Source organism: Pseudomarimonas salicorniae, from assembly GCF_023156535.1.
Classification (GTDB): Bacteria; Pseudomonadota; Gammaproteobacteria; order Xanthomonadales; family Xanthomonadaceae; genus Pseudomarimonas; species Pseudomarimonas salicorniae.
Genome location: NZ_JALNMH010000007.1, coordinates 13,693 through 39,923, shown reverse-complemented (window position 1 = coordinate 39,923; position 26,231 = coordinate 13,693). Strand labels below are relative to the sequence as shown.

Annotated in this window: 25 protein-coding genes; 7 read left to right on the top strand and 18 right to left on the bottom strand. The window is 69.5% G+C overall.

The annotated features are described in order from the left end of the window. Nucleotides 1–68: 68 nt before the first annotated feature. The 7 genes from M0G41_RS09255 to M0G41_RS09225 all read right to left on the bottom strand — a co-directional run bounded on the left by M0G41_RS09255 (nt 69) and on the right by M0G41_RS09225 (nt 6,893). Nucleotides 69–1,094: an SAM-dependent methyltransferase gene (locus M0G41_RS09255; RefSeq protein WP_248208405.1), complete on the bottom strand. Its 1,026-nt coding sequence runs from the start codon at nt 1,092–1,094 to the stop codon at nt 69–71. 155 nt (nt 1,095–1,249) lie between these two features. Continuing rightward, entirely contained in the window at nt 1,250–2,041 is a 792-nt protein-coding gene (locus M0G41_RS09250; protein WP_248208390.1) for a DUF1295 domain-containing protein, read from the bottom strand. Beyond that, nucleotides 2,038–2,574, bottom strand: coding sequence for a DUF2878 domain-containing protein (locus M0G41_RS09245; RefSeq protein WP_248208388.1), 537 nt, complete (start codon nt 2,572–2,574; stop codon nt 2,038–2,040). Before M0G41_RS09245 ends, M0G41_RS09250 begins: the two co-directional genes overlap by 4 nt. Then, the gene (locus M0G41_RS09240; RefSeq protein ID WP_248208923.1) at nt 2,571–3,851 is read right to left on the bottom strand and encodes an SAM-dependent methyltransferase; all 1,281 of its coding nucleotides are present in this window, start codon (nt 3,849–3,851) and stop codon (nt 2,571–2,573) included. The genes M0G41_RS09245 and M0G41_RS09240 overlap by 4 nt, the downstream gene beginning before the upstream one ends. A gap of 16 nt (nt 3,852–3,867) precedes the next feature. Then, on the bottom strand, nt 3,868–4,650 hold the full coding sequence (locus M0G41_RS09235; protein ID WP_248208385.1) for a DUF1365 domain-containing protein: 783 nt from the start codon (nt 4,648–4,650) through the stop codon (nt 3,868–3,870). Then, the gene (locus M0G41_RS09230; protein WP_248208382.1) at nt 4,647–5,939 is read right to left on the bottom strand and encodes an NAD(P)/FAD-dependent oxidoreductase; all 1,293 of its coding nucleotides are present in this window, start codon (nt 5,937–5,939) and stop codon (nt 4,647–4,649) included. Before M0G41_RS09230 ends, M0G41_RS09235 begins: the two co-directional genes overlap by 4 nt. 3 nt (nt 5,940–5,942) lie before the next feature. Further along, nucleotides 5,943–6,893, bottom strand: a complete 951-nt coding sequence (locus M0G41_RS09225; RefSeq protein WP_248208379.1) for an acyl-CoA desaturase — start codon at nt 6,891–6,893, stop codon at nt 5,943–5,945. A 102-nt stretch (nt 6,894–6,995) separates the two neighbouring features. On the opposite strand from M0G41_RS09225, the gene M0G41_RS09220 reads away from it, so the two are divergent. Next, entirely contained in the window at nt 6,996–7,772 is a 777-nt protein-coding gene (locus M0G41_RS09220) for a pseudouridine synthase (protein ID WP_282452835.1), read from the top strand. A 13-nt stretch (nt 7,773–7,785) separates the two neighbouring features. On the opposite strand, the gene M0G41_RS09215 is transcribed toward M0G41_RS09220, so the two are convergent. From M0G41_RS09215 to M0G41_RS09200, 4 genes are all read right to left on the bottom strand, one after another. Beyond that, entirely contained in the window at nt 7,786–8,961 is a 1,176-nt protein-coding gene (locus M0G41_RS09215) for an RNA polymerase sigma factor (protein ID WP_248208371.1), read from the bottom strand. A 58-nt stretch (nt 8,962–9,019) separates the two neighbouring features. Continuing rightward, nucleotides 9,020–9,403 carry a hypothetical protein gene (locus tag M0G41_RS09210; protein ID WP_248208369.1) on the bottom strand — a complete coding sequence of 128 codons (384 nt, stop codon included), beginning with the start codon at nt 9,401–9,403 and terminating at the stop codon, nt 9,020–9,022. Between the two features lies 1 nt (nt 9,404). Next, entirely contained in the window at nt 9,405–10,280 is an 876-nt protein-coding gene (gene tesB / locus M0G41_RS09205) for an acyl-CoA thioesterase II (RefSeq protein ID WP_248208367.1), read from the bottom strand. A gap of 259 nt (nt 10,281–10,539) precedes the next feature. Next, complete coding sequence (locus M0G41_RS09200; RefSeq protein ID WP_425511244.1) at nt 10,540–11,109, bottom strand: N-acetylmuramoyl-L-alanine amidase; 570 nt, start codon at nt 11,107–11,109, stop codon at nt 10,540–10,542. A 104-nt stretch (nt 11,110–11,213) separates the two neighbouring features. Here M0G41_RS09200 and M0G41_RS09195 point away from each other — a divergent pair, with 104 nt between their 5' ends. Both M0G41_RS09195 and rlmKL read left to right on the top strand, forming a co-directional pair. Beyond that, nucleotides 11,214–11,729, top strand: coding sequence for a lysophospholipase (locus M0G41_RS09195; protein WP_248208365.1), 516 nt, complete (start codon nt 11,214–11,216; stop codon nt 11,727–11,729). Continuing rightward, the gene (gene rlmKL / locus M0G41_RS09190) at nt 11,726–13,849 is read left to right on the top strand and encodes a bifunctional 23S rRNA (guanine(2069)-N(7))-methyltransferase RlmK/23S rRNA (guanine(2445)-N(2))-methyltransferase RlmL (protein ID WP_248208363.1); all 2,124 of its coding nucleotides are present in this window, start codon (nt 11,726–11,728) and stop codon (nt 13,847–13,849) included. The genes M0G41_RS09195 and rlmKL overlap by 4 nt, the downstream gene beginning before the upstream one ends. Nucleotides 13,850–14,254: 405 nt before the next feature. Here the strand turns inward: rlmKL and M0G41_RS09185 are convergent, their stop codons facing one another. Beyond that, the gene (locus tag M0G41_RS09185) at nt 14,255–14,653 is read right to left on the bottom strand and encodes a DUF6491 family protein (RefSeq protein ID WP_248208360.1); all 399 of its coding nucleotides are present in this window, start codon (nt 14,651–14,653) and stop codon (nt 14,255–14,257) included. Nucleotides 14,654–14,764: 111 nt separating this feature from the next. Here M0G41_RS09185 and M0G41_RS09180 point away from each other — a divergent pair, with 111 nt between their 5' ends. Further along, nucleotides 14,765–15,424 (top strand): class I SAM-dependent methyltransferase, encoded by a 660-nt coding sequence (locus M0G41_RS09180; RefSeq protein ID WP_248208358.1) that lies wholly within the window; start codon nt 14,765–14,767, stop codon nt 15,422–15,424. A gap of 131 nt (nt 15,425–15,555) precedes the next feature. Here the strand turns inward: M0G41_RS09180 and M0G41_RS09175 are convergent, their stop codons facing one another. The 6 genes from M0G41_RS09175 to M0G41_RS09150 form a co-directional block, all read right to left on the bottom strand. After that, nucleotides 15,556–16,701, bottom strand: a complete 1,146-nt coding sequence (locus tag M0G41_RS09175; RefSeq protein ID WP_248208355.1) for a polyamine ABC transporter substrate-binding protein — start codon at nt 16,699–16,701, stop codon at nt 15,556–15,558. A 40-nt stretch (nt 16,702–16,741) separates the two neighbouring features. After that, nucleotides 16,742–18,043, bottom strand: coding sequence for a diguanylate cyclase (locus tag M0G41_RS09170; protein ID WP_248208352.1), 1,302 nt, complete (start codon nt 18,041–18,043; stop codon nt 16,742–16,744). Between the two features lie 99 nt (nt 18,044–18,142). After that, on the bottom strand, nt 18,143–19,336 hold the full coding sequence (gene kbl / locus M0G41_RS09165) for a glycine C-acetyltransferase (protein ID WP_248208348.1): 1,194 nt from the start codon (nt 19,334–19,336) through the stop codon (nt 18,143–18,145). Nucleotides 19,337–19,524: 188 nt separating this feature from the next. Further along, on the bottom strand, nt 19,525–20,583 hold the full coding sequence (locus M0G41_RS09160) for an ABC transporter ATP-binding protein (protein WP_248208345.1): 1,059 nt from the start codon (nt 20,581–20,583) through the stop codon (nt 19,525–19,527). Then, the gene (locus M0G41_RS09155) at nt 20,573–22,207 is read right to left on the bottom strand and encodes an ABC transporter permease (protein ID WP_248208344.1); all 1,635 of its coding nucleotides are present in this window, start codon (nt 22,205–22,207) and stop codon (nt 20,573–20,575) included. The genes M0G41_RS09160 and M0G41_RS09155 overlap by 11 nt, the downstream gene beginning before the upstream one ends. Beyond that, nucleotides 22,191–23,186, bottom strand: a complete 996-nt coding sequence (locus tag M0G41_RS09150) for an extracellular solute-binding protein (RefSeq protein ID WP_248208343.1) — start codon at nt 23,184–23,186, stop codon at nt 22,191–22,193. Before M0G41_RS09150 ends, M0G41_RS09155 begins: the two co-directional genes overlap by 17 nt. A 130-nt stretch (nt 23,187–23,316) precedes the next feature. Here M0G41_RS09150 and folC point away from each other — a divergent pair, with 130 nt between their 5' ends. The 3 genes from folC (at nt 23,317) to M0G41_RS09135 (ending at nt 26,220) form a co-directional block, all read left to right on the top strand. After that, nucleotides 23,317–24,609, top strand: a complete 1,293-nt coding sequence (gene folC / locus M0G41_RS09145) for a bifunctional tetrahydrofolate synthase/dihydrofolate synthase (protein ID WP_248208335.1) — start codon at nt 23,317–23,319, stop codon at nt 24,607–24,609. A gap of 89 nt (nt 24,610–24,698) precedes the next feature. After that, entirely contained in the window at nt 24,699–25,673 is a 975-nt protein-coding gene (locus M0G41_RS09140) for an SPOR domain-containing protein (RefSeq protein WP_248208331.1), read from the top strand. A gap of 7 nt (nt 25,674–25,680) precedes the next feature. Further along, nucleotides 25,681–26,220, top strand: a complete 540-nt coding sequence (locus tag M0G41_RS09135; RefSeq protein WP_248208329.1) for a CvpA family protein — start codon at nt 25,681–25,683, stop codon at nt 26,218–26,220. Nucleotides 26,221–26,231 lie beyond the last annotated feature (11 nt).

Below are 26,231 nucleotides of genomic sequence, written 5' to 3'. Positions count from 1 at the left end.
CCGCTCGGTCCCGCTGCGACAGGCCAAACAGGAGTAAGGCCCGGCCAGTCGCCGGGCCTTTCGCGTTCTCAGGGGCGCACGAAGCGATAGTGGCCGACCAGCCACTCGTTGCCGTCGCGATAGCCGAACAGCTCGGCGCAGGCCATCCAGAACATGCGCCAGCGCTGGTTCCACAGCGGCGCCTCATCCTTGCCGTAGGTATCGACCAGCACGCGCATGACTTCGTCATGGTGGCGGTCCTGGTTCTCCAGCCAGTGGTTGGCGGTGCGCTCGTAGTGCCGGCCCGAGAGCCGCCACTGCTGTTCCAGGCGCAGGTGCTGCTGGAAATGCAGCAGGGTGTCGGCCGCGGGCATCAGGCCGCCGGTGAAGAAGTAGCGGCCCATCCAGTTGTCCTCGCCTTCGGTCTCGAAGGGGTACATCAGCTCGCGGTGGCAGAAGATGTGCACGAACAGCTTGCCGCCCGGATCCAGCCATCCGCTGATCCGCTGGAGGAGGCTGGCGTAGTTGCGCATATGCTCGAACATCTCGATGGACACGACGCGGTCGAATCGCGTGTCCAGCTCCAGCCGGTTCACGTCCCGGGTGAGGATCTCGACGTTGCCGAGCCCGCGTTCCCGGGCCTTGGCCATGATGTGCTCGCGCTGGCTGTTCGAGTTCGAGACCCCGGTAATGCGTGCGCCGGGGTAACGCTCGGCCATCCACAGTGTCAGCGAGCCCCAGCCGCAGCCGAGCTCGAGGATGCGCTGGCCATCGGCCAGCTCGGCGCGTTCGCCGTAGAGGGAGAGCATGGCCTCCTCGGCCTGGTCCAGCGTCTCGCTGCCGCGCGGGTAGTAGCAGCTGGAGTACTTGTAGCGCTTGCCAAGGCAGAGTTCGAAGAAGCGTGCGGGGACCTCGTAATGCTGACGGTTGGCCGCCTCGGTCTCGATCGCCACCGGGCTCTTGCGCAGCTCGTCGAGCAGGCGCCGGAAGCGCACCCAGGCCGCCTCCGCGTCCCCGGCGCACTCCTCCTGCAGGCGCTGCGCGCAAAGCCGCCGAATGCCCAGGCGGGTCAGGGAGTCGGGAATCAGGCCGCGTTCGCAAAGGTCAATGAGCATGTTTTTCCGGGATTGGGGATTCGGGGTTCGGGGTTCGTAAGATCGGTGCCTGCGGCGTCAGCCACAGGATTCCGCCACGGGCTGGGCGACCTGATCGGGGGTGAGGAATTCACGCAAGGCTGGCAGACGCGCCCTTGCGAATACCGAATCCCGAATCACGAATCGCGCTCCTTGGGAAACCATGGAAAGAACATCGAGGTCTCTTCCTGGTAGCGACGGTAGTCCTCGCCGCGGGAGCGCAGGGACTGGGCCTCGGCGAAGGGAATGCCGGTGACCCAGACCAGGCTGGCGCCCATCAGCAGGGGTCCCAGCAGGGCGAGCCACCAGACCTCGGAGCCGATGCTGAGGAAGACCCAGGCGAACCAGTGCAGCCACTCGAAGAAGTAGTTCGGGTGGCGCGAATAGCGCCACAGCCCGGCGCGGCAGGTCTTGCCCCTGTTCTCGGGGTTTGACCGGAAGCGGGCCAGCTGCCGATCGGCAATGCTTTCGCCGGCGAGGCTGCCGGCCCAGACCAGCACGCCGAGCACTACCCAGACGTCGACCGGGTTGTGCGGCTTGCTGCTGGCGACGAGGAAGGGCACCGAGAACAGCGCGGTGAACAGGGCCTGGCCCATGAAGAAGGCGAAGAACCTCGGCTGGCTGTCGTTCCAGTGCCGGCGCAGGTATCGGTAGCGGCCATCCTCCTCCTCATGCAGCACGCGCCAGAGCAGGAACAGGCTTAGCCGCGCGGCCCAGACGCCGCCGAGCATGGCGACGAGCAGGCGCGGCAGATTGCAGCCGACGCCGACGGTGCTGTAGTAGATCGCCGCACCGCCCATGGCGGCGGCCCAGAGTACGTCGACAATGCCCGCATTGCGGGTGCGTCGCTGGATCTCCCAGCCAATGGCCATGACGACCATGGTGGCCAGCAGCACGTGCAGCAGCGGAAGCAGGGGCAGACCGCTCATGCCGCGGGCCTGGCGGCGGCGTCGGGCTGCCAGCGGTCGCCCAGCCAGAGCAGCAAGGGGGTGACCAGGGCCCAGGCCACGCCCAGCGCCAGGAACGGCCAGACCGAGGCGCTGATCTCCACCGCCCCCCAGGCCCGTTCGGCCGCCCAGTAGGCGAGCGGGCCGCCAAGCAGGCCGAGCAGGGCGCCGAGCCAGGGCAGCGGCTTGAGCCCGCTGAGCGAATGGTTGACGGTCAGGCCAAAGCCGACCCACATGGCGACGATCCAGATCGGCGCGAGGCGAGGGTCGGGCAGGGGAGCGGCGAACTTCATGAAGCCCGCCTGCACCCAGAGGCTGTCCAGGGCAAGGCCGAGGATCGCGCAGAAGGCCATCAGCCGCACGTCGGAGGCGCGGCTGCGGGTCACCGCCAGCTGGGCGATGGCAAACACCAGGAGCACGGCGGGGCCGGCCCACCACCAGCCCTGGGCCGCGCCGCCGACCGCTGCCATCCAGACCAGCTGGAATCCGATCAGATTGGGCAACCAGCGTTTCACGACAGGTCCGGCAGCCAGGGCTCGCGCCGGCATCCAGGTCGGGTGAGCAGCAGGTGCACGTTGCCGATCGAGCGTTCGATGAATCCCCCCTCGCAGTAGGCGAGGTAGAACTCCCACATGCGAATGAAGCGATCGGGGTAGCCCAGGGCGCGCACGCGGTCGAGCTGGCCCATGAATCGCCGCCGCCATTCGCGCAGGGTCAGCGCATAGCTCGGACCGATGTCCTCGAGATTGAACAGCCGCAGGTCGGTGCGGCCCGCAGCGCCGAGCATGGCGCTGACCGAGGGAATGAAGCTGCCGGGAAAGATATGCCGCTTGATGAAGTCGACCGACTCCAGGGCCTGCTGGTAGCGATGGTCCTCGATGGTGATGGCCTGGATCAGGGCCATGCCTTCCGGCTTGAGCAGGCTGGCGACCTTGGCGAAATAGGTGTCGAGATACTGATGGCCGATCGCCTCGATCATCTCGATCGAGACCAGGGCGTCGTACTGCCCGTCCAGCTCGCGGTAGTCACGCAGCAGCAGGTCGATCCGATCGCCGAGCCCGGCCTCCTGAACACGGCGTTCCGCCAACGAATGCTGCTCGCGGGAGATCGTCGTGGTGGTGACATGCGCTCCGTAGTGCTTCGCGGCGTGCAGCGCGAAGCCGCCCCAGCCGGTGCCGATCTCGACCACCCGGGATTGCGGCCCCAGCTGCAGCTTGCGGCAGATGCGGTCGAGCTTGCGGAACTGGGCGTCCTCAAGCGACTCGTCCTCGCGGGCGTAGAGCGCCGAGGAGTACATCATCGATGGATCGAGGAACAGTTCGAAGAGTTCGTTGCCGAGGTCGTAGTGCGCCGCGATGTTGCGTCGGCTGCCGCCGCGGGTGTTTCGCCGCAGCGCATGCCATCCGCGCATAAGCAGGCCGCCGAGGCGGGCGGTGCCGGACTCCATGGCGTCGAGCAGGTCGCGATTGCGCACCAGGATCCGCACCAGGGCGACCAGGTCGTCGCAGTGCCAGAGCCCGTCCATGTAGGCCTCGGCGGCGCCCACCGAGCCGTTCGTGGCGAGCGCACGATAGAAGCCCGGGTCGTCGATGCGCAGGGTGCAATGCAGCGTCCGGGCGGGATCTGCCGCGGGCGCGCCCAGGCGCAGGTCACCCTCGGCGTCGATCAGTCTGATCTCGGCGTCGCGCAGCGCTGCGAGCGTGTCCAGCAGGCGCCGCCGCAGCAAGCGCTCGAGACTCCCGGCCGGGGAGCCCCGTTTTCCATCCTCCTGGGCCGGTTCGGCCGCGTCCAGGGTGGTGTCGATAGATTCATTCACGCCGATGCGCCTCATTGATTGAGGGATGATCGTAGACCGGGTTGCGTTTGCACCAGATCAACAGCGCCTGCCAGTGGATCGCCAGCACCACCCTCAGCGTCATCGCCGGGTGACGGAGCAGGCAGCGGGCAAGGTTGCCCGCGGTGATCGGCTCACGCCGCAGCGACAGCGTGGCGTCGAAGTCCTTGCCCTCGCGGGATCGCGAGTCCATGTGCACCCGCAGCTGTTCGCCCGGCGCGCCGAAGCGCCAGCGATAGTCGCGGTCCAGCGGCAGGAAGGGCGATACGTGGAAGGCCTTGCGGAAATCCCAGCGCCAGCCCTCGCCCAGCGACTCGGCGCCGCGCAGCGGCAGCACGTAGCGGTGGCGTTCCTTCCACGGGGTGTTGGTGATCTCGGCGACGATGCTGTGCAGCCTCTCGCCGCAGGCTTCGAAGCAGTAGTAGAAGCTCACCGGATTGAAGCAGTGACCGAAGTAGCGCAGGTGGGTGAGCAGCCGCACCGGGCCGTCGGGGCGCTGGCCGGTTGCCGCGGCCACGGTGTCCAGCACGCAGGCCTTGAGCGGTCGGTCGGCATCGCCGAGATAGTCGCTGCGGCGGAACTCGGCGAGATTGCGGCGGTTGATCGACCACAGCCAGCGCCCGGCGAACAGGCCGGGCAGCTCGTCGAGATCGAGGTAGAGCATGAACAGCGGGTAGCGGAAGGCGTGCGGGTGCGGCGAATGCCGCCGATGCTGCACCTCGCCGCGGTAGATCGCGCTGGCCAGCCCGGCGCTCATGCCGCGACCGGTTCGGCCTGCAGCCGTTCTCGATCCGCCGCCGTGCCCGGCCAGCGGATGCCCAGCGCGCGGGCCACCTCGACCGCGCTGCGCATGCCGTCCTCGTGGAAACCCCAGCCCCAGTAGGCGCCGGCATACCAGGTGTTTCGCTGGCCGCTGATCTCGTCGCGGCGGCGCTGGGCAGCGACGCTCTCGCGGGTGTAGACCGGGTGGGCGTATTGCATTCGCGCCAGCACCTTGTCGGGGTCGATGGCATGGCTGCGGTTGAGCGTGACCACCAGGGGCTCCGGCGCATCGATCGATTGCAGGTGGTTCATGCAGTAGCTGACCGTGCAGGCATCCTCGTGGCTGGCCGGGATCAGCGCATTCCAGGCCGCCCAGGCGCGGGCGTCGCGCGGCAGCTGGGAGGGATCGGTATGCAGCACGGTCTCGTTGGGCTGGTAGCCGATGGCGCCAAGCACGGATCGCTCCGCTTCGCTGGGGTCCTCCAGCAGGGCCAGGGCCTGGTCGCTGTGGCAGGCCAGCACCAGGGCATCGAAGTCCTCGCTGCCCTGGTCGGTGCGCAGGGTGACGCCGCGCTCGTCGCGGTGCACGCCTCGCACAGGCGTGGCGCAGCGCACATCCACCTGCCAGCGCGCCTGCATCGCCGCCACATAGCTTGACGATCCACCGCTCACCACGCGCCACTGCGGCCGATCATCGACCTGCAGCATGTGGTGGTTGGCCATGAAGGCGACCAGGTACTTGGCAGGAAACTTCATCACCTGGTCCGAGGGTGAGGACCACAGCGCCGAGGCCATCGGCACCAGGTGCTCGTCGCGGAAGCCCTCGGAGTAGCCGTTGGCCTGCAGCCAGTCACCGAGGTCCGGGCCATCCCCGGAGAGATCCAGCAGCGCCGGGGCCTGGCGATAGAAGCGCAGGATGTCGCGCAGCAGGCGCCAGTGGCGCGGCGACAGCAGGCGACGCCGCTGCAGGAACATGCCACGCAGATCCGACGCGATGTACTCCAGACCGCTGCGATCCGAACGCAGCGAGAAGCTCATCGTGGTCGGCCGCGTGGCGACGCCGAGTTCCTCGAAAAGGGCGAACAGGAGCGGATAGTTCTGCGGATTGCAGACGATGAAGCCGGTGTCGACCCGGTAGTTGCCGCTCGGCAGGCTGATGTCGTGGGTATGCGTGTGCCCGCCCAGTCGCGAGTCGGCCTCGAACAGGGTCACCTGGTGTTGCTTCGACAGCAGCCAGGCGGAAGCAAGACCGGAGATGCCGGAGCCGACGACCGCGATCCGCATCCCTCAGCCCTGCCCGCGGCGCTTGAGCTGGGCGGGCACCGGCTTCAGGTCCCAGACCAGTCCGACCAGGCTCATCAGGCGCAGGCCGTAGTAGGTCAGGTCGACCTCCCACCAGCGGAACCCCTGGCGCGCCGAGCCCGGGAAGTGGTGGTGGTTGTTGTGCCAGCCCTCGCCGAAGGTCAGCAGGGCAAGCCAGAGGTTGTTGCGGCTGTTGTCGCGGGTTTCGAAGCGGCGGCTACCGAACCGGTGCGCGAGTGAATTGATGGTCACTGTGGCGTGGAACAGGGCCACGGTGGAGACGAAGAAGCCCCAGACCAGCATCTGCGGTCCGCTGGTGCCCAGCTGCGGATACGCCGAGCCCAGCCAGCTGCCAAGGCCGAACAGCCCGGCCGCGAGCGCGATGGGGATCAGGGTGTCGAAGCGATCGATCCAGCGCAGTTCGGGAAAGCGGGCGAGGTCACGGATCACGCTGTGGTCGGTGGCAAAGCCGCGCGGGGTGAGGAACCAGCCCATGTGGCTCCACAGCATGCTGCGGGTCACCGGGGAGTGGAAGTCGGCCTCGCTGTCGCTGTGCCGGTGGTGGTTGCGGTGATGCGAGGCCCACCAGAGCGGCCCGCGCTGGACGCTCGTCGCGCCGATCACGGCAAACAGGCCCTGCATCACTCGCGAGGTCTTGAACGCCTTGTGCGAGAAGTAACGGTGGTAGAAGCCGGTGATGGCGAACATGCGCAGCGCATACAGGGCCGCGGCGACGGCCACCGCGATCCAGGACACGCCGACCCAGAACACGGCAAGGCAGGCCAGATGCATGGCCACGAACGGAATCACCCGCAGCCAGTCGACCTCGTCGGAGAGTGGGCCCTCGGTCTCCCCTGTGCTGGTGTCGAACCAGCGTCGCAGGGCGACTATCGGCTTGTGCCACCAGGGTTGCTGTTTGCGGACTTCTGGGCTCATTCGCAGGCAGTGGGAGTGGGATAGGGCGCAAGGCGGACTGCAGCGGGGCCTTGTCGCCGCCCAAGCGTAGCCAATCGACTACGCCTTCGTCATGCTGGCTGGATGCATAAGCGATCCGGCCCGCGTATCGGACCCCGCTACGGGGTTGCGCGTGTATTGTCCAAGCGAGGCCTGTGTTCACGGCGTCAGGGCGAGGCCCTGGTGCGTGAGGGAAGGGTCAAGGTCAACGGCCGCACGGTGCGCGATCCCGAGCATCCGGTGGACCCGCAGCGCGACCGCGTGGAGGTCGACGGTGCCCGTCTGGAGCAGTCTGCGCGGCGCTGCCTGGCCCTGAACAAGCCGCGCGGACTGGTCACCACGCGAGTCGACGAGCGCGGCCGGGATACCGTCTACGCCTGCCTTGCGGGCATCGACGAGGGCTGGCTGGCGCCGGTCGGGCGCCTGGACAAGGCCAGCGAGGGGCTGCTGCTTTTCACCAACGACCCGACCTGGGCGGCGGCGGTACTCGATCCGCAGCGGGGACCGGACAAGACTTATCACGTGCGCCTGGATGCGCCCTTCGATCCGCAGTGGGTCGCGCGCCTGGAAGCCGGCATCACGATCGAGCCGGACCAGCCGCCCTGGCGCTGCCGGCAGGTTCGCCTGCTGCGCGAGGCCGAGCGCAGCTGCTGGGTCGAGGTGGTGCTCGACGAAGGCCGCAACAGGCAGATCCGCAGGCTGTTCGAGGCGCTGGGCGCTGGCGTCCTGCGCCTCGTCCGCGTCGCCATCGGTGATCTGCTTCTCGGCGAGTTGGCCAAGGGCGCCTGGCGCTGGCTGGACGACGACGAGATCCGCCGTCTGGTGGCTGATTCCCCTGCGGAGCCTGGCGCCGACCGCTGAGCCGGATGCCCGGCTACAGGTTGCCGTAGAGCAGGACCGCCGTGCCCAGGCCGATGCCGCCGAACAGCAGGCCCAGGGCGATGCCGACCCAGGCCTGCTTGCGCTCCTCGCGCCGGGCGATCGCGGCGGCGATGCGGTTCTTCGCCGCCTCCGCCGCATGACGTCGCGCGAGGATGTGCGGCAGCCAGGTCAGATTCATGGCGCCGATTCCGGCGATCAGGGCGAAGAAGGCCAGGGTCGCACCGGCCATGTTCTCGGTGTGCGCCATCCAGGCCATCAGGCCGGTGAAGACCACGACGACGCCGATGCCCGACAGGGCGAACCAGGCCAGGCGACGCTTCTCCTCGGCATCGATGGCGGTGACCCAGTAGCGGCGCACGCCGAACAGCACGCCGGCGATGCCGGCCACCAGTGCAAACACGATGCCGCCGGCCGCGCCGAGCATGAACTTCGAGGCGCCCTTGCCGGCGGCGCCGGCGCCGAACAGCAGCTTGGACAGCCCCTTGCTGGCCGCCGCGCCGCCGGCGGCAAGACCGGCCGCCGCCGCGGTCGGGCTCAGGCTGAGGCCGGCCAGCACCATCGCGGTGAAGGCGGCGCTCGGCGCGCTGCTGCGGGCGAAGTCACCGAGCCGGGTCATCAGGTCCTCGCGCAGGCTGTCTCGGGCGCGCTGCAGGCGCTTGCGCACCGCGGCGTCGGTCATTCCCAGCAGCTGCGCCACCTGCTTGGAGGACTGTCCCTCGCGGTAGTAGATCAGCAGGATCTCGCGGGTGTCCTCGGGCAGTTCGTCGATCAGCTCGGCGACGACCTCTTCCTCATGCATGCGCTGCAGGCGCTCGGGCACGTCGGGGGCCGGGTCGGCCACCACGCGCAGGATGTCGTCCATGTCGCCGTCGTAGCGGCGCTCGGTGACCCGCCGGCGCAGGTGGTCACGGGCCAGGTTGCGGGTGATCTGACGCAGCCAGGGCAGGAAGCTCGAGGTGTTGCGCAGCCGGCGCAGGTGGGTCCAGGCGTTGAGGAAGGCCTCCTGGGCAATGTCCTCGCTGGTCTGGATGTCGCGGACGATGGCCAGCGCGATCGCCGTGATGCCGCCCTGGCAGCCGGCGACGATATGTCCGAACGCCTCCTGGTCGCCGGCCTGGGCCGCGGGCAGGTGCACTTCGATCAGCGAGAGCAGGGCATCGGTTTTCATCGTGGGCGCAACTCCTGGGTCCTGGGATGCCGGACGCGCCGGCATCCGGCCTGTGACATCAGAACAGCTGCCAGGCCATCATCGCGGCCATCAGACCGAGCACGACCAGCAGCACCAGGCGCACGCGCACGGCGGTCGAGGCCGGCCGGCTGCGCTGGTCAGGGTGGTTCAGGCGGCCGGCACTGGGGACGAAGTTGCGGTCGCGGGTGGTGGTCAGCAGGCCCGCCTCGCGCAGGATCGCGGTGGCGCGGCTGAGGTCCTTGGGCTGCACCAGCCACACCGCCGAGGGCTCCTGGGCGTGGTCGCGGAAGCTGAAATTGCGCCGGTTGCGGCCCTTGTAGGAGCGCCCGTTGCTGATCCAGGTCTCGACCCCGGACTCGCCCAGCAGCTGGGCGACCCGCTCGACGTTCTCAAGACGCGGCGATGCATAGATCTGGCGCATGTCAGTCCTTCCCCCCCTCGGGCAGGACCCGGATCAGGCCTTCCTGTGCGGTCGAGGCGACCAGTCGCCCCTGGGTGTCGTAGATGCTGCCGCGAGCCAGACCGCGGGCGCCCTGGGCGCTGGGGCTGTCGCAGGCGTAGAGCAGCCAGTCGTCGACCCGCAGCGGACGGTGGAACCACATGGCGTGGTCGAGGCTGGCCATCTGCACGTTGGGCTGCAGGTAGGAGATTCCATGCGGCAAGGTGGTGGTGCCGATCAGGTGGAAGTCCGAGGCATAGGCCAGCATCGAGGCGTGCAGGGTGCGATCGTCCGGGATGCGGTCGACCAGCCGGAACCAGACCTGCTGGTAGGGCGGGCGCTTGGAGGGCTTGAGCTCGTTGCGCGGATAGACCGGGCGGAACTCGAATGGCCCCTTGTGGGTCAGCCAGCGCTGCATCTTGGCCGGCAGCTGGTCCATCGTCTCGGCATCAAGATCCGGCGCCTCGGGCAGGTCCTCGGGTCGCGGCACTTCGGGCGGCGAGAGCTGGTGCTCGGCGCCGTCTTCGTCGACGTGGAAGCTGGCAGCCAGGACGAAGATCGGCTTGCCCTTCTGGATCGCGGTGACCCGGCGCACCGAAAAGCTGCCGCCGTCGCGCGTGATGTCGACGTCGTAGACGATCGGCAGGCTGATGTCGCCGGCGCGCAGGAAGTAGGCATGCAGGGAATGAACGAAACGGTCCTCCGGCGCGGTCTGCTGGGCGGCGGAGACCGCCTGCCCCAGCACCTGGCCGCCGAACACGTAGCGCGTGCCGATATCCCGGCTCTGGCCGCGGAAGAGATTGTCCTCCAGCCGCTCCAGGCGCAGCAGGTCCAGCAGTTCAGCAACGACGGTCTGCAAGGCGGGAGCCCCGGTCGGAAACAGCCGGCAAGTATAGCGGGTGGGTGGCGGAGGGCTCAGGGCTCAGGGCTCAGGGCTCAGGGTTCCCCCGCTGCGCGGGCCGCCTTCGCTTCGCTCGGTCGGGGCTCAGGGAGCGGGCTTCGCCCGTCCCCTTGCGGCGCTTGGCGCCGTAGGGGGGGGTTGGGAGGGGGGCTGTAGCTGCCACCGTCCCTGGGGCCCGCCCAGCTCCCGAGCGTTCCCCGCTCCCGACTACCGCCCCCTACTCCCCCACCCGCCGCAGCCGGCTGCCGGCGAGCACCTCATCCCAGGGGAACATCGGGCCGGGGTCGCGCTTGCGGGGGACCTGGCGGCTGGGGTCGTCGGCGGCGGGGACCTGTTCGCGGTCCAGGTCCTCGTGGCCGGCAATCCATTCCAGGGTCGGGAGACGGCTCTCGAGCTCGGCCAGCAGGCGGCGCAGGGCGGCGATCTGGGCCGGGGTGTAGGGCGTGTCCATGGCCTGGTGGTCGGCGTGCAGCCAGTGCGGATAGCGGCCGCGGTTGACCAGTTCGATGCCGATGCTGTCGGCGTTGTGCCCACGGACATGATGGGCGATGCGCTCGGGGGCGACATAGCGCAGGGTGCGGCCATCGAGATCGATGTAGTAATGACCGCTGTTGCCGGTGCCCGAGGGGTAGCGGACTTCCTCGCCGATGCGCCGGGCGCGGGCGAGGTCCGGGGTCTCGGTGCAGTGGATCACGACGCCGCGGATCGCCGCGGTCGGGCGCGCCTCGAGCCGCGTCTCGTAGGGCAACGGGTCGATCTCGATGGTCGTCGGGGGCGCGTCGGGCAGCATGCGCGCATGGTCGACCATCGCTGCCCGCGGAGCAATCGCCACTCGGGGAGCGGGCGGGGCGAGTACACTAGCGACCCGTTTCGCCGCCGATGCCCGCGCCCATGCCCGGCCACGTGATTCTTTCCCACGGACTGAACAGCAGCCCTGCGGCGGCCAAGGTGTCGGCCCTGGCGGCGGTGGCCGAGCGCCTGGGCTGGACCCACGAGCGGCCCGACTACAGCGCAATCGACGCGCGGATGAATGTCGACGAGATCCAGGCCCGGCTGAGCACCCTGCTCGAGCGCTGCGCCGGAGCCCGCCGACCGCTCGTGCTCGCCGGCTCCAGCATGGGCGCCTTCATTTCCGCCCTGGCCAGCCTCGAGGTGCCCTGTGCCGGGCTCTTCCTGATCGCCCCTCCGGTCAATATCGACGGCTTCCCGCGCAGCCTGCGCGCGGCCGTGCAGCCGACCATGGTGGTCCACGGCTGGAGCGACGACGTCTGCCCGGTCGGCGACGTGATCCGCTGGACGCAGCGCCGCCGTGATCGCCTGCTGCTGGTCGACGACGGGCACCGCCTGGATCGCCACGTCGACCTTTGCGCCGAGGAGTTCGGCCGCTTCCTGTCGACGCTCAAGTGAGGTTCTTCGCCCCCTGCGCCAAGGGCCTCGAGTATCTGCTGGTCGAGGAGCTGCAGCAGCTCGGCATGGTCGCGCCACGCGAGGCGCTGTCGGGCGTCGGCTTCGAGGCCGAGCTGGAGACCGGCATCGCCGTCCTGCTCGAATCGCGCCTTGCCAGCCGGCTGCTGCTGCCGATCGCTGACTTCCCCTGCGCCGACGAGGCCCAGCTGTATGCCGGGGCGATGGAGGTCGACTGGTCGGCCCATCTCGAGCCGACCGGCAGCCTGGCGATCCACGCCCACGGCCGCAGCGGCGCCCTGCAGCACAGCCAGTTCGCCGCCCAGCGTCTGAAGGACGCCATCGTCGACCGCCTGCGCCGCGAGCACGGCACCCGGCCCGATGTCGATCGCGAGGACCCCGACCTGCGCCTCGACCTGCTGCTGCGCAAGGGCAGGGCGGTGATCTCGATCGATCTCGGCGGGCCGCTGCACCGGCGTGGCTGGCGTGCGCAGCAGGGCGAAGCGCCGCTGAAGGAAACCCTGGCCGCGGCGGTGCTGCTACGCGGCGGCTGGCCGGGGCTGGCGAGCGAGGGGCATGGGCTGTTCGATCCGATGTGCGGCAGCGGCACCCTGCTGATCGAGGGCGCCTGCATGGCCGCGGGCATCGCGCCGGGGCTGGGGCGCTACGGTGATCGCCCGCCGACCCGTTGGAAGGGCTTTCCGCTGCAGGACTGGCAGGCGCTGCGCACGGCGGCGCAGGCCCGCGCTGAAGCCGGCCGGCAGGCCCTGCGGCCGAGCTTTCTCGGCAGCGATATCGATCCGCGGGCGATCCGGATCGCCCGCGAGAATGCCGAGGCCGCCGGGGTCGCCGCGGCGATCCGCTTCGAGTCCGCGGCGACGCATGAGGCGCCGACACCGGAGGGTGCCCGCGGCCTGGTGGTCTGCAATCCGCCCTACGACGAGCGGCTGGCCGCTGACCCCGCCCTCTACCGCGCGCTGGGCGAAGCCCTGGTTCGAAGGGTGCCGGGTTGGCGGGCCGCCCTCCTCTGCGGCGACGAGGCCCTTGCCCGGGCCACGGGCCTGCGCGCGCAAAAAACCTATCGCCTGTTCAACGGCCGCCTGGAAACCCTGCTCCTGGTCTGCGACCCCCTGCACGCGCCCAGGTCGGCGCGCGAGTCGCGACCTCTCGGCGAGGGCGCGCAGATGGTGGCCAACCGGCTGCGCAAGAACGAGCGCCACCTGCGTCGCTGGCGCGAGCGCGAGGGCGTGTCCTGCTACCGGGTCTACGATGCCGACCTGCCCGAATACGCCGCCGCGATCGATGTCTATGCCTCGGCCCAGGACGCTTCGCTGCACCTGCATGTTCAGGAATACGCGGCCCCGCCCAGCATTCCGGAGGACGCGGCGCGGCGTCGGCTCGGAGATCTGCTGCGCGCCGCTGGCGAGGTCTTCGAACTGCCGCGCGAGCGCATCGCCCTGAAGACGCGCCAGCGCGGCAAGGGCGGCAGCAAGTACGGCGTGCTCGACAGGCGCGGCGAGTCCCTGGTCGTCGACGAGGCCGGCATGCGGCTTGAGGTCAACCTGTTCGACTACCTCGACACCGGCCTGTTCCTCGACCATCGCCCGGTGCGCGCCGCACTTCGCGAGATGGCCTCGGGTCGCGACGTGCTCAACCTGTTCTGCTACACCGGCGCGGCCAGCGTGCAGATGGCTGCCGGCGGCGCCCGCTCCACGACCAGCGTGGATTTGTCCCAGACCTACCTCGCCTGGGCCGGCCGCAACCTCGCGGCGAACGGGTTCACCGGCGCCGCCCACCGGCTGGTGCAGGCCGACAGCCTGGCCTGGCTGCGCGCCGAGCGCGGACGCTATGGGCTCATCTTCTGCGACCCGCCGACCTTCTCGAACTCGGCGCGCGCCGAGGACTTCGACGTACAGCGCGACCATGTCGCCCTGCTACGCGCCTGCCTCGACCGGCTCACGCCGGATGGCGTGCTGGTGTTCTCCAACAACTTCCGCCGCTTCCGCCTTGACGATTCGGCGTTCGCGGACTGCGCAATCGAGGAATGGGGCCCCCGCGCCCTGCCGCCGGACTTCTCCCGCAACCCGCGCATCCACCGCGTCTGGACCCTGCGCCGGCGCTGAGCGCCAGCGAGCGTTTCGGGCGCGAAGAAGACCTTCCGCAAAACCCGAATGGAGCCAGCTTGCTGGCGATCGTCCCTTCCGGGGCGCCTATCGCCAGCAAGCTGGCTCCTACACGCAACGGTGCTGCAAGGTCCGGTTTGCGCCGCAAGGCAGGCCTTGCCGCAGTCAAATTGTGGGAGCGCCCTTGGGCGCGACCGCGGCGCTACGGATTCACCTCAGACCGCGGCCAGAGCGGAACTCCGCGGTCGCGCCCAAGGGCGCTCCCACAGTCGGACTTCGTTGGGCGTCAGCAAAGCCCCATAGCGTGTGCCTTGGCGCACCGATACGGGCGTTCGGTCGGCACGCCCGGTGCGGCCAGCCGCACCCTATGGATGTCTGCTTTGCGCCCAAACCCGCCGCGCGGATTCAGCGCGCGCGCAGTTCGCCTTCCCACTCTTCCGGGCTGATCGGCTTGATCTCGCCGATGTCGCAGCGGCCGAGGATGCCGCCGCTGCCTTCACGGGGCAGGACGGCGTCGCCGATGTCACCGCAGACCCGTCCCGACGGATTACGGGTGTCGAAGGCCAGTCCGCGGTGGCTGTGCAGCTCGTTGCAGCTCCAGGACAGCACGACGCGGAATCGGCGCCGCCCGGCATCGACCAGCAGGGTGCGACTGTCCAGGACATGGAAGCCGCGAACCCGTGACGGATCGATGCAGTCACCGATCGGCCGGATCGGTCGATGGCCCGGCGCTTCCGGGCGCAGCGGTTCGGCGCTCCAGGCGGTCAGCGGCAGGCAGAGCAGGACGAGTATGAGAATGCGCATATTGACCTCCCCGGAGAGTGCGGCAATGCTCTCGGGCAGGGCGCCTCTGCGCCAAGGGAGAGCTTCACGTGCATCGTGGTTGTAGCACGCCATGCCGGAACGGATGCTGTCGTGGCGGCGCGTAAGGGGCGCTGGCCGGGCGCGCCGGGCGAGGAAGGGGCGCCGGCGCACTGGACCTTCTTCCGGCAGTGGCTGAAGAGCCCCTTGTCGATCGCGGCTATCTCGCCGTCCAGCCAGCATCTGGCGCGCGAGATGCTGGGAGAGTTGCCCACCGGCACGCGGCGCGTGATCGAGCTGGGCGGCGGCACGGGTGTGTTCACCGCGGCGCTGCTCGACCACGGCATTCGCCCGCGCGACCTGCTCGTGCTCGAGCTTAACGAGGATCTTCACCAGCACCTCGCCGAACGCTTCGCGGACGCGCACGTGGTCTGCGGCGACGCCAAGGAGCTTCCCGATATCGTGGCCCGCTGCGGATTCGACGAGGGTGGCACGGTTGACGCGGTGCTGTCGGGCCTGGGTCTGCTGTCGATGGGGCGCGAGACCCAGCAGTCGATCGTCGAGGCCGCCTTCCGCGTGCTCGCCCGCGAAGGGCGGCTGATCCAGTTCACCTATGGTCCGACCTGCCCGATCAGGACCGAGGTTCTGGAGGACCTGGCCCTGACCGCCCGCCGCGGCAGCGTGATATGGCGGAACATGCCACCGGCTACGGTCTGGGTGTTCACCCGCTCGGGCAGCCAGCGGATCAGGCCGACGCCGATGCGGGCCCGCTGATCCGGGTCAGTTCGCCGCTGTCGCCGAAGCCCGGCGCACGGCAGCGCGCCTCCGCCGTTGTGTTGGACCGAGCGCACACGGCCCGGGCGCCGGGACCGGGCATCTGCCCGCATTCATGACGGCATGGAGGCTCAGCGCCCGGTCTTGATCGAGGTCCAGGCGCGGACCCGTTCGCGCTGCTGCTCGTTGGGCAGGGTTTTCGGATCCACCAGCTTGGCCATGACCTCGTCCGGCGGATAGATGCCCGGATCGCCGGCGATCTCGGGGTCCATCAGCGGCCGGGCAGCGAGGTTGGGATTGGCATAGGCCACATAGTCGGTGATCGAGGCGATGACCTTGGGATCAAGCAGGTAGTTGATGAAGGCGTGGGCCTGCTCGGGGTGCGGCGCGTCGACCGGCACCGCCATGACATCGACCCAGCGCAGCGCGCCTTCCTTCGGGATGATGTACTCGATCTCGACCCCGTTGCCGGCCTCGGCGGCGCGGTCGCGGGCCTGGAAGACATCGCCGGAATAGCCCATGGCCAGGCACAGGTCGCCGTTGGCGAGGTCGTCGATGTACTTGCTGGAATGGAAGTAGCGGACGTGTGGGCGGATCTTCGAGTAGAGATCGCCGACCACCTCGCGCTCGTCCTCGGCCTGGGCGTTGGGATCGCGGCCAAGGTGGATCAGGGCGGCGCCGAAGGCTTCCTGGTCGTCATCCAGCACGGCGATTCCGCAGGCGGCCAGCTTCCCGGCGTGGGCGGGGTCGAAGAGCAGGGCCCAGCTATCCAGGGCGACCTCCTCGCCAAGGGCTTCCTTCACCTTGGCGACGTTGATCCCGAGCCCGGTGGTGCCCCACATGTAGGGCACCAGGTGCCGGTTGCCCGGGTCGATGCTGGACAGGCCCTCGAGCACCTTGGGATCAAGGTGCTGCCAGTTCGGCAGCTTGCTGCGGTCCAGCGGCTGGTAGATGCCCGCGGCGACATGCCGCTCGGCGAAGGGGCGGGCCGAGGGGAAGACCACGTCATAGCCGCTGTTGCGGGCCATCAGCTTGGCTTCGAGGATCTCGTTGCCGTCATAGACGTCGTAGACCGCGCGGATGCCGGTGGCCGCGCGGAAATTGGCCAGGGTGTCCTCGGCGACGTAGTCCGACCAGTTGTAGACATTGACCACCTGTTCGGCGGCGCGCTCGGCGGGCGCCCCGTCCGCATCCTGCGTCGGTGGCTGGCCACTGCCACAGGCAGACAGCGTGAGGGCCGCGATCAGGGAAAGGGAGAGTGTGCGGAGCGTTGCCATGGGGGCCTCCTCGGCGGGGATGGGGTCGGCGGGGATGGATTCAGGCAGCGTTGGCCGGATCGTTGCTCCGTCGCACCTGGTTGCGGCCGCCGGCCTTGGCGAGATAGAGCAGGCGGTCGGCTTCGGTCAGCATGGCGTCCAGCGAGTCGAGGCGGTCGACGCAGACGCCGATGCTGGTGGTGACCGGGATGCGGTGCTCGCCGAACTGCACGGCGAGATTCTCGATCCGCGCCCGCAGTCCCTCGAAGAAGTATTCCGACTCGGTTTCGCCGAGATCCATGGCGATCACGGCGAACTCCTCGCCGCCAAACCGGGCGACCAGGTCCTGCGGGCGGGCGAAGCGTGCCAGGGCGGAGGCCACCGCCTTCAGCGCGACGTCGCCACCATCATGGCCGTAGGTGTCGTTGATGCGCTTGAACAGGTCGATGTCGAGCATGGCCACGCAGGCCCGGCGCTTGCCCGCCTTGGCCTGGGCCATCAGCTCCGCACCCCGGGCGAAGAAGTGCCGGCGGTTGGCGAGCCCGGTGAGGAAGTCCTTGGTGGCGAGGTCCTGCAGCGAACCGATCAGCTCGAGGTTCTCGACGTTCTGCGAGACGCGGCAGAAGAATTCCTCGCGCGAGAACGGCTTGTGCAGGAAGTCGTTGGCGCCATTCTTGAGGAACTGCGCCACCAGGGTGCTGCGCCCTGCGCCCGAAACGCCGATCACCGAGACGGTGTCGCGCGGGTGCTGGGCGCGCAGGCGCCGGGTGAACTCGACGCCGTCCATCCCGGGCATCTCCTGGTCGGTGATCACCAGACGGATGGTCGGGTCCTCGGTCAGCTTCTTCAGACCCTGCTCGCCGCCCTCGGCTTCGACTACCTGGAAGCCATAGAGCCGCAGCAGGGAACTGGCGTGCATGCGTGCCGAGGCAGCGTCGTCGACCACCAGGGCGGTAATGCGGCGATTGCGGTCGAGGCGCTGCACCAGCCAGACCAGATAGTCGACCGCGCCCGGCGCGTTCTTCAGCACGTAGTCGATGATCGGCCGCTCAAGCAGGCGCTTGCGAACCTCCTCGTCGAAGACCCCGGTGACGATGACCGTGGGCAGCTGCCGCGAAAGGAAGAAGTCGACGATCTTTTCCTGATCGCCGTCGGAGAGCACGAGTCCGGTCAGCACCAGGGTGAGATGGCCGTGCTTCTCGATGGCCTGCGCAGCCTCGGCAAGACTGTGGGCGTGGATCAGGTCGATGTCGAGGCGCTCACCGAGGGCCTCGCCCACCATCTGGTGGAACAGTTTGGCGTTCTCCACCAGCAGGATGGTCGCCCGCTGCCCGGATCCGCCGGCTGCCTGCCGATCGCTCATCAACGCCACTCCTGGAGTCCGCTGGCCCCACGCGGGGCGGCAACAGGCATCTTCACGTTCGCGGCGGGGCGACGCAAGTCGGGGCGGGGGAGTGCCCGGCTAGCCGAGCTGCCCCAGCTCCTTGCCAACGCGGATGAAGGCGTCGATGGCGCGATCCAGCTGTTCGCGCGAGTGCGCCGCGCTCATCTGGGTGCGGATGCGTGCCTGGCCCTTGGGCACGACCGGGTAGAAGAAGCCGATCGCGTAGATGCCCTCCTCGAGCAGGCGCTCGGCGAAGCGCTGCGCCAGCGGGGCGTCGTACAGCATGACCGGCACGATCGGGTGCTCGCCGGGCTTGAGGTCGAAGCCGGCCTCGCTCATCCGCTGGCGGAAATAGGCGGTGTTGTCGCGCAGCTTGCCGCGCAGCTCGCCGGCCGCGGCCAGCATCTCGAACACCTTGGTTCCGGCGGCCACCACGTGCGGCGGCAGGGAGTTGGAGAACAGGTAGGGCCGCGAGCGCTGGCGCAGCATCTCGATGACCTCGGCGCGGCCGGTCGTGAAGCCGCCCAGCGCGCCGCCCAGCGCCTTGCCGAGGGTGCCGGTGATGATGTCGATGCGGTCGAGGACGCCCTTGACCTCGGCCGAGCCGCGGCCGTGCTCGCCCAGGAAGCCGGTGGCGTGGCATTCGTCGATATGGACCAGGGCGTCGTACTTCCCCGCCAGGCGGGTGATCTCGTCCAGCGGGGCGATGAAGCCATCCATCGAGAACACCCCGTCGGTGGTGATCAGGATGTCGCGCACGCCGTCGGCGCGGGCCTGCTGCAGCTGTTTCTCGAGGTCGGCCATGTCGCAGTTGGCATAGCGATAGCGCTTGGCCTTGCACAGGCGAACGCCGTCGATGATCGAGGCGTGGTTCAGGGCGTCGGAGATGATCGCGTCCTCCTCGCCCAGCAGCGGCTCGTAGAGCCCGCCGTTGGCGTCGAAGCAGGCGGCGTAGAGGATGGTGTCCTGCTTGCCGAAAAAGGCCGAAATCTTCGCCTCAAGTTCCTTGTGCAGGTCCTGCGTGCCGCAGATGAATCGCACGCTGGCCATGCCGAAGCCGTGGCTGTCCAGCGCCTGCTTGGCCGCCTCGATCACCGCCGGATGGTCGGCAAGGCCCAGATAGTTGTTGGCACAGAAGTTCAGCACCCGGCGGCCATCGGCCAGGCTGATCTCGGCCGACTGCGGCGAGGTGATGACGCGCTCGCGCTTGAACAGCCCCTGCTCGCGGATGCTGTCGAGTTCGGCGGCGTAGCGCTGGATGGCGGAAGACATGGGCGGCTCCTTGGGACGAGGCGGTTATTCTGCCGGAGTGGGGAAGGGCAGGGGCGGGGAGCTGGGACTCGGGACTCGGGACTCGGGACCGCGCTGAAGCCCCCGGATCGCCGCATGCTGCCTTCCTGAGCCCTGAGCCCTGAGCCCTGACCGAGCGAAGCGAAGGCGGCCCGCGCAGCGGGCGAACCCTAGCCTCTGAGCCCTGAGCCCTCATCCACCCCAAACACCACCACATGCTCCAGATCGAGCCGGATGCCGATCTTCTGGTCGATGGCGTGGTCGTGGTGCGAGGGCACCAGCGAAAGCAGTCGCGTGCCGTCGTCCAGGGCGAGCGTGTACAGGAACTCCGAGCCGCGGAAGGTGCGTTCGACCACGCGGGCCTGCAGCGGGCTGGCGTCGTCGTGGATGATGTCGTCCGGACGCAGCAACACGTCGACCTGCTGGCCGGGCGTGAAGCCGGTCGCGCGGGGCTGCAGCAGGGCCAGCGTGGTGGCGATGCGGCCGTCCGGCGCCACCCGTCCGCGCAGCCAGATCTTCTCGCCGATGAACTGCGCGACCTCGCGCGAGGCGGGGCGGTGGTAGAGCTCGTAGGCGCTGGCCCATTGGCGCAGGCGGCCGCCGCTGAGCACGCCGACCTGGTCGGCCATGGCGAAGGCCTCGGCCTGCGAGTGGGTGACCAGCAGGGCGGTGCTGCCCTGCTGTTTGAGGATCAGCCGCACGTCGAGGGACAGCTTTTCGCGCAGGTCGGGGTCGAGGCTGGAGAAGGGTTCGTCCAGCAGGAGCAGGCGCGGCTGGGGGGCCAGTGCGCGGGCCAGGGCCACGCGCTGCTGCATGCCTCCGGACAGCTCGTGCGGATAGCGCCCGGCATGCGCGGTCAGCCCGACCACCTCGAGCAGCTCATCGACCCGCTGGCGCCGCTGCGCCCTCGGCAGCGCGAAAAGGCCGAAGCCGACATTGTCGCGACAGCTCAGGTGCGGCAGCAGGGCGAAGTCCTGGAACACGAGGCCGATGCCACGGCGTTCCGGCGGTACCTGTCGGCCCTGGCCGCTCAGCAGCTCGCCATCGCCGAGGATGCGCCCCCGCAGCAGCGGTTCGAAACCGGCGATGGCGCGCAGCACCGTGGTCTTGCCCGAGCCCGATGGGCCCAGTAGGCAGGCGATCTGCCCCGGCTCCACTGCCAGGGTGACCTCGCCGGCGACTTCGCGGCCCTCATAGCCCACCGCCACCTGATCCAACTCAAGGCGCATCCTGCATCCTTCTTTCCAGCCACAACACCGGCAGCAGCCCGACCACCACGATGGCAATCGAAGGCAGCGCAGCTTCGGCCCATTGACCCTCGTTGCTGAATTCGAACACGCGGGTGGCCAGCGTGTCCCAGCCGAAGGGCCGCGTCATCAGGGTGATCGGCATCTCCTTCATCACGTCGACCACCACCAGCAGGGCGGCGGTTAGCAGGCCGCTGCGCAGCAGCGGAAGATGCACGCCGCGCAGCAGGCGCCAGCCGGATACCCCCATGCCGCGGGCTGACTCCAGCAGGCTGGGGCGGATGCGCAGCCAGGCCGATTCGACCGGGGCGTGGGCAACAGCGGTGAAACGCACGGCGTAGGCGACCAGCAGCAGACCCAGGCCCCCCTGGGCGACGCCCTGCCAGCCGGCCCAGTCGGCCAGCCGATTGAGCATCAGGGTCACCGGCACGTAGAGCCCCACCGCCAGCAGGGCGCCGGGCAGCCCGTAGCCGAGCGTGGCGATGCGGGTCGCGCTTCGTGTCGCGGTGCCCGGCGCCTTGCGGCAGAGCAGGGACAGGGCCATCGCCACGCCGACCGTGAGCGCGGCGGCCAGCAGCGCGAGCAGAACCGAGTTGCCGGCGATGCCGAGATCGCGGCTGCCCAGGGTGTCCAGCCTGGGCCAGGCCAGCCAGGCAAGTCGCGCCATCGGCACCACGAAGGCCAGCCCCAGCACGCCGGCACAAAAGGCCGAGGCCGCCCAGCGCCAGCGGCCGAGCCCGGCGCGCGAGACCGGGCCACGGTGGCCCACCTGGTGGAAGCGCTGGGCGCGGCGGCTCCAGGTCTCGAGTGCGATCAGGGCCAGCACGCCGAGCAGCATGAAGCCGGCGACGGCCAGCGCGGCCTCGATCGAGAACATCGCGAACCAGGCCTTGTAGATCGCGCTGGTGAAGGTGTCGTAGTTGAAGGCGGCGACGGTGCCGAAATCGGCCAGCGTTTCCATGGCCACCAGCAGGGTGCCGGCGGCGATGAACGGCCGGGCCATCGGCAGGGCCGCGCGCAGGAATGCGCGCAGCGGGCCCATGCCCAGCGCCCGCGCGGCCTCCAGCGCGCGAGCGCCCTGACTGGCGAAGGCGCCACGCGCAATCAGGTAGACGTAGGGATACAGGGTCAGGATCAGGGTGAGGGTGACGCCCCAGCGCGAGCGGAACTCGGGCCAGGTTTCGAGACCCCAGCCGCGAAGCACGGTGGCGATGGGGCCGGCGTAATCGAAGAGCCCGATCAGGGCCACGGCGGCGACATAGGCCGGCATCGCCAGCGGCAGCATCAGAAGCCAGGCGAACCAGCGCCGCCCGGGGAATTCGGTCAGGGCCACCAGGGCCGCGAGCGCGGTGCCGAGCAGGGCGCTGCCCGCGGCGACGCCCAGCACCAGCCAGAAGCTGTTGACCGCCACCCGCGGCAAGACGACCGAGGTCAGGTGCTCCAGCACATCGGGCTCGGCCTGGAGCGCGCCGAACAGGGTGGCCATCAGTGGAATCAGGGTCGGCAGGCAGAGCAGCCAGGCCAGCCCGATCCAGCCGACCCGACCGGCCTGCGGCCAGCGGGTCGGCAGTTTCAGGGAAACAACAGGTTCAGCGGTAGCCGACACGGTCCATCAACGCCACGGCCTCGGCCTGCAGCCGGCCGCTGTCGGCGATCGGGAAATCGCTGGCGCGGAAGTCGCCCCAGGCCTTGACCTCGGGCGCTGCAGCCACCGCCGGGTTGGCCGGAAACTCCATGTTGAGGGAAGCAAACATGGATTGCGCCTCGCCGCTGGACAGCCACTCGAGGAAGCGCTTGGCCTGTTCCGGGTTCTTCGCGTGGCGGGTCACGCCCGCGCCCGAGGCATTGACGTGCACGCCATGCTGGCCCTCGGCCTGGTCAGGCCAGTACAGCGCGGCCTGGATATCCGGGTTGTCGCGCTGCTGGCGGCCGAAGTAGTAGCTGTTGACGATGCCGACCGCGCAGCGGCCGCTGGCCACCGCATTGATCACCTCGTCGTCGCTGGCGAAGGGCGCGGCGGCGAGGTTCTCGACCCAGCCGCGGAGCATCTTCTCGGTCGCCTCGACGCCGCGCTCGGCGATGCTGGCAGCGACCAGGGACTGGTTGTAGACCTTTTTCGAGGTGCGCAGGCAAAGCTTGCCCTTCCAGCGCGGCTCGGCAAGGTCGGCGTAGGTCGACAGGGTGTCGGGGTTCACCTGGTCGGTGTTGTAGAGGATCGTCCGCGCGCGCAGAGACAGGGCGAACCAGCGGCCCTGAGCGTCACGCAGATGGGCGGGGATGTTCGCCTCCAGAACCTTGGAGTCGAGCGGGGCCAGCACTCCGCGCTCGGCCGCCTGCCAGAGATTGCCGGCGTCCACGGTCATCAAGATGTCGGCTGGCGTGCGCTCCCCCTCGGCCTGCAGGCGTGCGAGCAGCGGGGCCTCCTTGTCGGTAAGGAACTCGATGCGGACGCCGGTCTCTTCCGTGTAGCGGTCGAACACAGGCTTGATCAGCGGCTCGATGCGCGCGCTGTAGACCACCAGTGATTCGGCTTGGGCGGGCAGGGCCAGGCACAGGCCGAGCAGGGAAACGAGCAGGCTTCGCATTCCGTGTCCTTAAATGAGAACGTTTCGCAATTGTATCGGGTGCCCGGGGGCTTGGCGAGTGGTCCGACGCGTTCGGTTACCGGCCGGCAAGCTTGCCTATACTCGCCGCGTCCACCACCGAGCCAACCCGATGAGCGAGTCGCCCCGGCCGGCCTCCGCCCGCAGTCTGGCGGACTGGCTGCAATACCAGCAGAAGACCCATCCGGACGCCATGGCTCTGGGGCTCGACCGGGTTCGCGCCATGCTGGTGCGGCTGGACTGCGGGCGACCGGCGCGCAAGGTGCTGACCATCGGGGGCACCAACGGAAAGGGCTCGACCGTGGCCTTCGCCGAGGGCATCGCCAGGCAGGCCGGGCTGAAGGTGGGCTGTTACACCTCGCCCCACCTGCTGCGCTACAACGAGCGCATCCGCATCGACGGGCAGCTGGCCGGCGACGCAGCGCTCTGCGAGGTATTCGAATTGATCGAGGCAGCGCGCGGCGAGCTGCCGCTCACCTTCTTCGAATGGGGCACGCTGGCAGCCTTCGTGATGTTCGCGAGGGCAGGTCTGGACCTGGCCATCCTCGAGGTCGGGCTGGGCGGACGGCTCGATGCGGTGAACGCGGTCGACGCCGACTGCGCGGTGATCACCAGCGTCGCACTCGACCATATGGAGCACCTCGGAGAGGACCGAGAGGCGATCGGCCGGGAGAAGGCCGGCATCCTGCGTCCGCGCCGACCCCTGGTGCTCGGTGAGCTCGATCCGCCCGACAGCGTTCTCGGCATGGCCGAGCGGGCGGGCGCGATCGTCCTGCGCCGGGGCCGCGAGTTCCGCACGGAAACCCGGCTCGGCGGGCACTGGCGCTACGCCGATGCCCAGGGCGAGATCGAGGTGCCTGCGCTACCGCTGGCGGCCCCTTGCCAGCAGTACAACGCCGCCTGCGCCATCGTGGCGATGCGCGCCCTGTTTCCGCTGGGCGAGGAAGTGCTGGTCGCCGGACTGGGGCGCGCCGCGCTGCCGGGGCGGATGCAGCGAATCCCCGGCTCGCCCGAGTTCCTGCTCGACGTTGCCCACAATCCTCACGCCGTGCAGCCGCTGGCCCAGTGGCTGGGTCTGAACCGCCCGTCCGGCGCCACCCACGCGGTGTTCGCGGCGCTCGCCGACAAGGACGCGCCGGGCCTGGTTGCGCCGCTGATGTCGGTGGTCGATTCCTGGCATATCTCCGGGCTGCCCGAGGTGGGCGCCCGGGCCCATCCGGTCGCCATTCTCTGGCCCAAGGTCGCCGGGCTGCTCTCGCGCAGCCTGCATGACCGCCACGAGTCGGTGGCGCAGGCGCTGGACGCGGCCCGCGCCCAGTCGGGTCCGGGTGATCGGGTGGTCGTCTATGGATCCTTCCACACCGTCGCCGAGGCATTGCGACATCTTGGCGACGGTACTGCGTGAACGCAGCATGCGCGGCGTGATGCAATCGCCGCGGGCAAGCGCGGCACGCTCGCTATAATCACCGCTTCCCCGATGACCCTGCGAGCGGTATGGACCCTGCACTGAAACAGCGGCTGGTCGGCGCGGCCGTGCTGGTGGCGCTGGCCGTGATCTTCGTGCCGATGCTGCTCGAGGCACCGGAACCGGAGGCGACTCCCGCCGGACAGCTTCCGCTGGACATGCCGGATCGGCCAACGCCCAGCCTGCAGACCCGGGATGTGCCGCTGACCCTGCCGCAGCCCGCCGCCCAGCCGACGCCGGCCGATCCCAATGCGGTGGCGACGGTGGACGTCGACAGCGCGCCGAGGGTGGACGCGCTCGAAGGCGCCGACGCTGCGGCAGCGGCCCAGCCGGTCGCGCCGCAGCCGACTGCGCCGAGCCCGACTGCGCCGGCCTTGCCGACCTCCAGCGCGACCCAGCCCGCTGCCGCACCGTCTCCGGTGGCCGCCGTCGAGCCCCCGCCCGCCGCCCCGGTGGCCGCGCCGCCCCCGCCGTCTACCAGCGCACCGGCTACCGGCCGCTTCATCGTCAATCTCGGCAGCTACGGCAATATCGCCAACGCCAAGGCGCTTAACCGCCGCCTGGCCCAGAGGGGCTTTCCGATCCGCAGTGAGCGCATCGAGATCGACGGCAAGCCGGCCCAGCGTCTGCGCGCCGGCCCCTTCCGCACCCGTGCCGAGGCCGAGGCCGCGGCGCTGAAGCTCGGCCAGGCCGAGCCCGGCGCGCGGTTCAGCGTGGGCGAGCTTGAAGATGCCGAGCCGGTGGCCGCGACCGCCAAGCCGGCCGTGGCCCAGGGCTTTGCCGTGCAGCTCGGCGCCTTCAAGGACGAGTCCGAGGCCAGCGCGCTGCGCGACCGCCTGCGCAAGGCCGGCTTCACCGCCTACACCGAGCGCGCCTCGACCGACGCCGGCAGCCTGTGGCGGGTCCGTGCCGGCCCGGAGCTGCAGCGCGATCGCGCCGAGCAGGTGCGCAACCGGATCAAGGAAGCCCTGAAGCTCGACGGCATCGTGGTCCGCCACCCCTGACCGGTCAATGAGCGCTTTCGACATCGTCCTGCTTGGCGTGCTGCTGGTCTCGGGCCTGCTTGGCCTGTGGCGTGGCTTCGTCGCCGAGGTGATGTCGCTGACCACCTGGATCCTGGCCTTCTGGGCGGCCTTCGCCTTCGGCGACCATGCCGCGGCCTGGCTCGGTGGCTGGATCGATTCGGACGCCGCTCGCAACGCGGCGGGCTACGTCGGTACCTTCATCCTGGTCCTGATCGTAGGCGGCCTCATGACCTGGCTGCTGACCCGGCTGGTCGAGGGCACCGGCCTGTCCGGCACCGACCGTGTGCTGGGCTTCGGTTTCGGTGTCCTGCGCGGCGCCGCGGTCTGCGTGGTCGGCGTCCTGCTGATGGGCTTCACCGCGCTGCCGCAGCGCGCGGAATGGAGCGCCTCGCCGCTGGTCGCCGTGCTCCAGCCCGGCGCCGAGTGGCTGCGAGCCTGGCTGCCCGAGCCGGTCGCCGCCCGCGTCCAGTTTCCCCCGTTCGGCCCTCCGACGCAGCCGCTGCCGGATGCGCTTCCCCCCACTTAACAGGCCTTTCG

Coding starts and splice junctions, on each gene's coding strand:
- M0G41_RS09255 (WP_248208405.1), bottom strand. CDS start 1,094: ATGCTCATTGACCTTTGCGAACGCGGCCTGATTCCCGACTCCCTGACC.
- M0G41_RS09250 (WP_248208390.1), bottom strand. CDS start 2,041: ATGAGCGGTCTGCCCCTGCTTCCGCTGCTGCACGTGCTGCTGGCCACC.
- M0G41_RS09235 (WP_248208385.1), bottom strand. CDS start 4,650: ATGAGCGCCGGGCTGGCCAGCGCGATCTACCGCGGCGAGGTGCAGCAT.
- M0G41_RS09230 (WP_248208382.1), bottom strand. CDS start 5,939: ATGCGGATCGCGGTCGTCGGCTCCGGCATCTCCGGTCTTGCTTCCGCC.
- M0G41_RS09225 (WP_248208379.1), bottom strand. CDS start 6,893: ATGAGCCCAGAAGTCCGCAAACAGCAACCCTGGTGGCACAAGCCGATA.
- M0G41_RS09220 (WP_282452835.1), top strand. CDS start 6,996: ATGCATAAGCGATCCGGCCCGCGTATCGGACCCCGCTACGGGGTTGCG.
- M0G41_RS09215 (WP_248208371.1), bottom strand. CDS start 8,961: ATGAAAACCGATGCCCTGCTCTCGCTGATCGAAGTGCACCTGCCCGCG.
- M0G41_RS09210 (WP_248208369.1), bottom strand. CDS start 9,403: ATGCGCCAGATCTATGCATCGCCGCGTCTTGAGAACGTCGAGCGGGTC.
- M0G41_RS09195 (WP_248208365.1), top strand. CDS start 11,214: ATGCCCGGCCACGTGATTCTTTCCCACGGACTGAACAGCAGCCCTGCG.
- M0G41_RS09185 (WP_248208360.1), bottom strand. CDS start 14,653: ATGCGCATTCTCATACTCGTCCTGCTCTGCCTGCCGCTGACCGCCTGG.
- M0G41_RS09175 (WP_248208355.1), bottom strand. CDS start 16,701: ATGGCAACGCTCCGCACACTCTCCCTTTCCCTGATCGCGGCCCTCACG.
- M0G41_RS09170 (WP_248208352.1), bottom strand. CDS start 18,043: ATGAGCGATCGGCAGGCAGCCGGCGGATCCGGGCAGCGGGCGACCATC.
- kbl (WP_248208348.1), bottom strand. CDS start 19,336: ATGTCTTCCGCCATCCAGCGCTACGCCGCCGAACTCGACAGCATCCGC.
- M0G41_RS09160 (WP_248208345.1), bottom strand. CDS start 20,583: ATGCGCCTTGAGTTGGATCAGGTGGCGGTGGGCTATGAGGGCCGCGAA.
- M0G41_RS09150 (WP_248208343.1), bottom strand. CDS start 23,186: ATGCGAAGCCTGCTCGTTTCCCTGCTCGGCCTGTGCCTGGCCCTGCCC.
- folC (WP_248208335.1), top strand. CDS start 23,317: ATGAGCGAGTCGCCCCGGCCGGCCTCCGCCCGCAGTCTGGCGGACTGG.
- M0G41_RS09140 (WP_248208331.1), top strand. CDS start 24,699: ATGGACCCTGCACTGAAACAGCGGCTGGTCGGCGCGGCCGTGCTGGTG.
- M0G41_RS09135 (WP_248208329.1), top strand. CDS start 25,681: ATGAGCGCTTTCGACATCGTCCTGCTTGGCGTGCTGCTGGTCTCGGGC.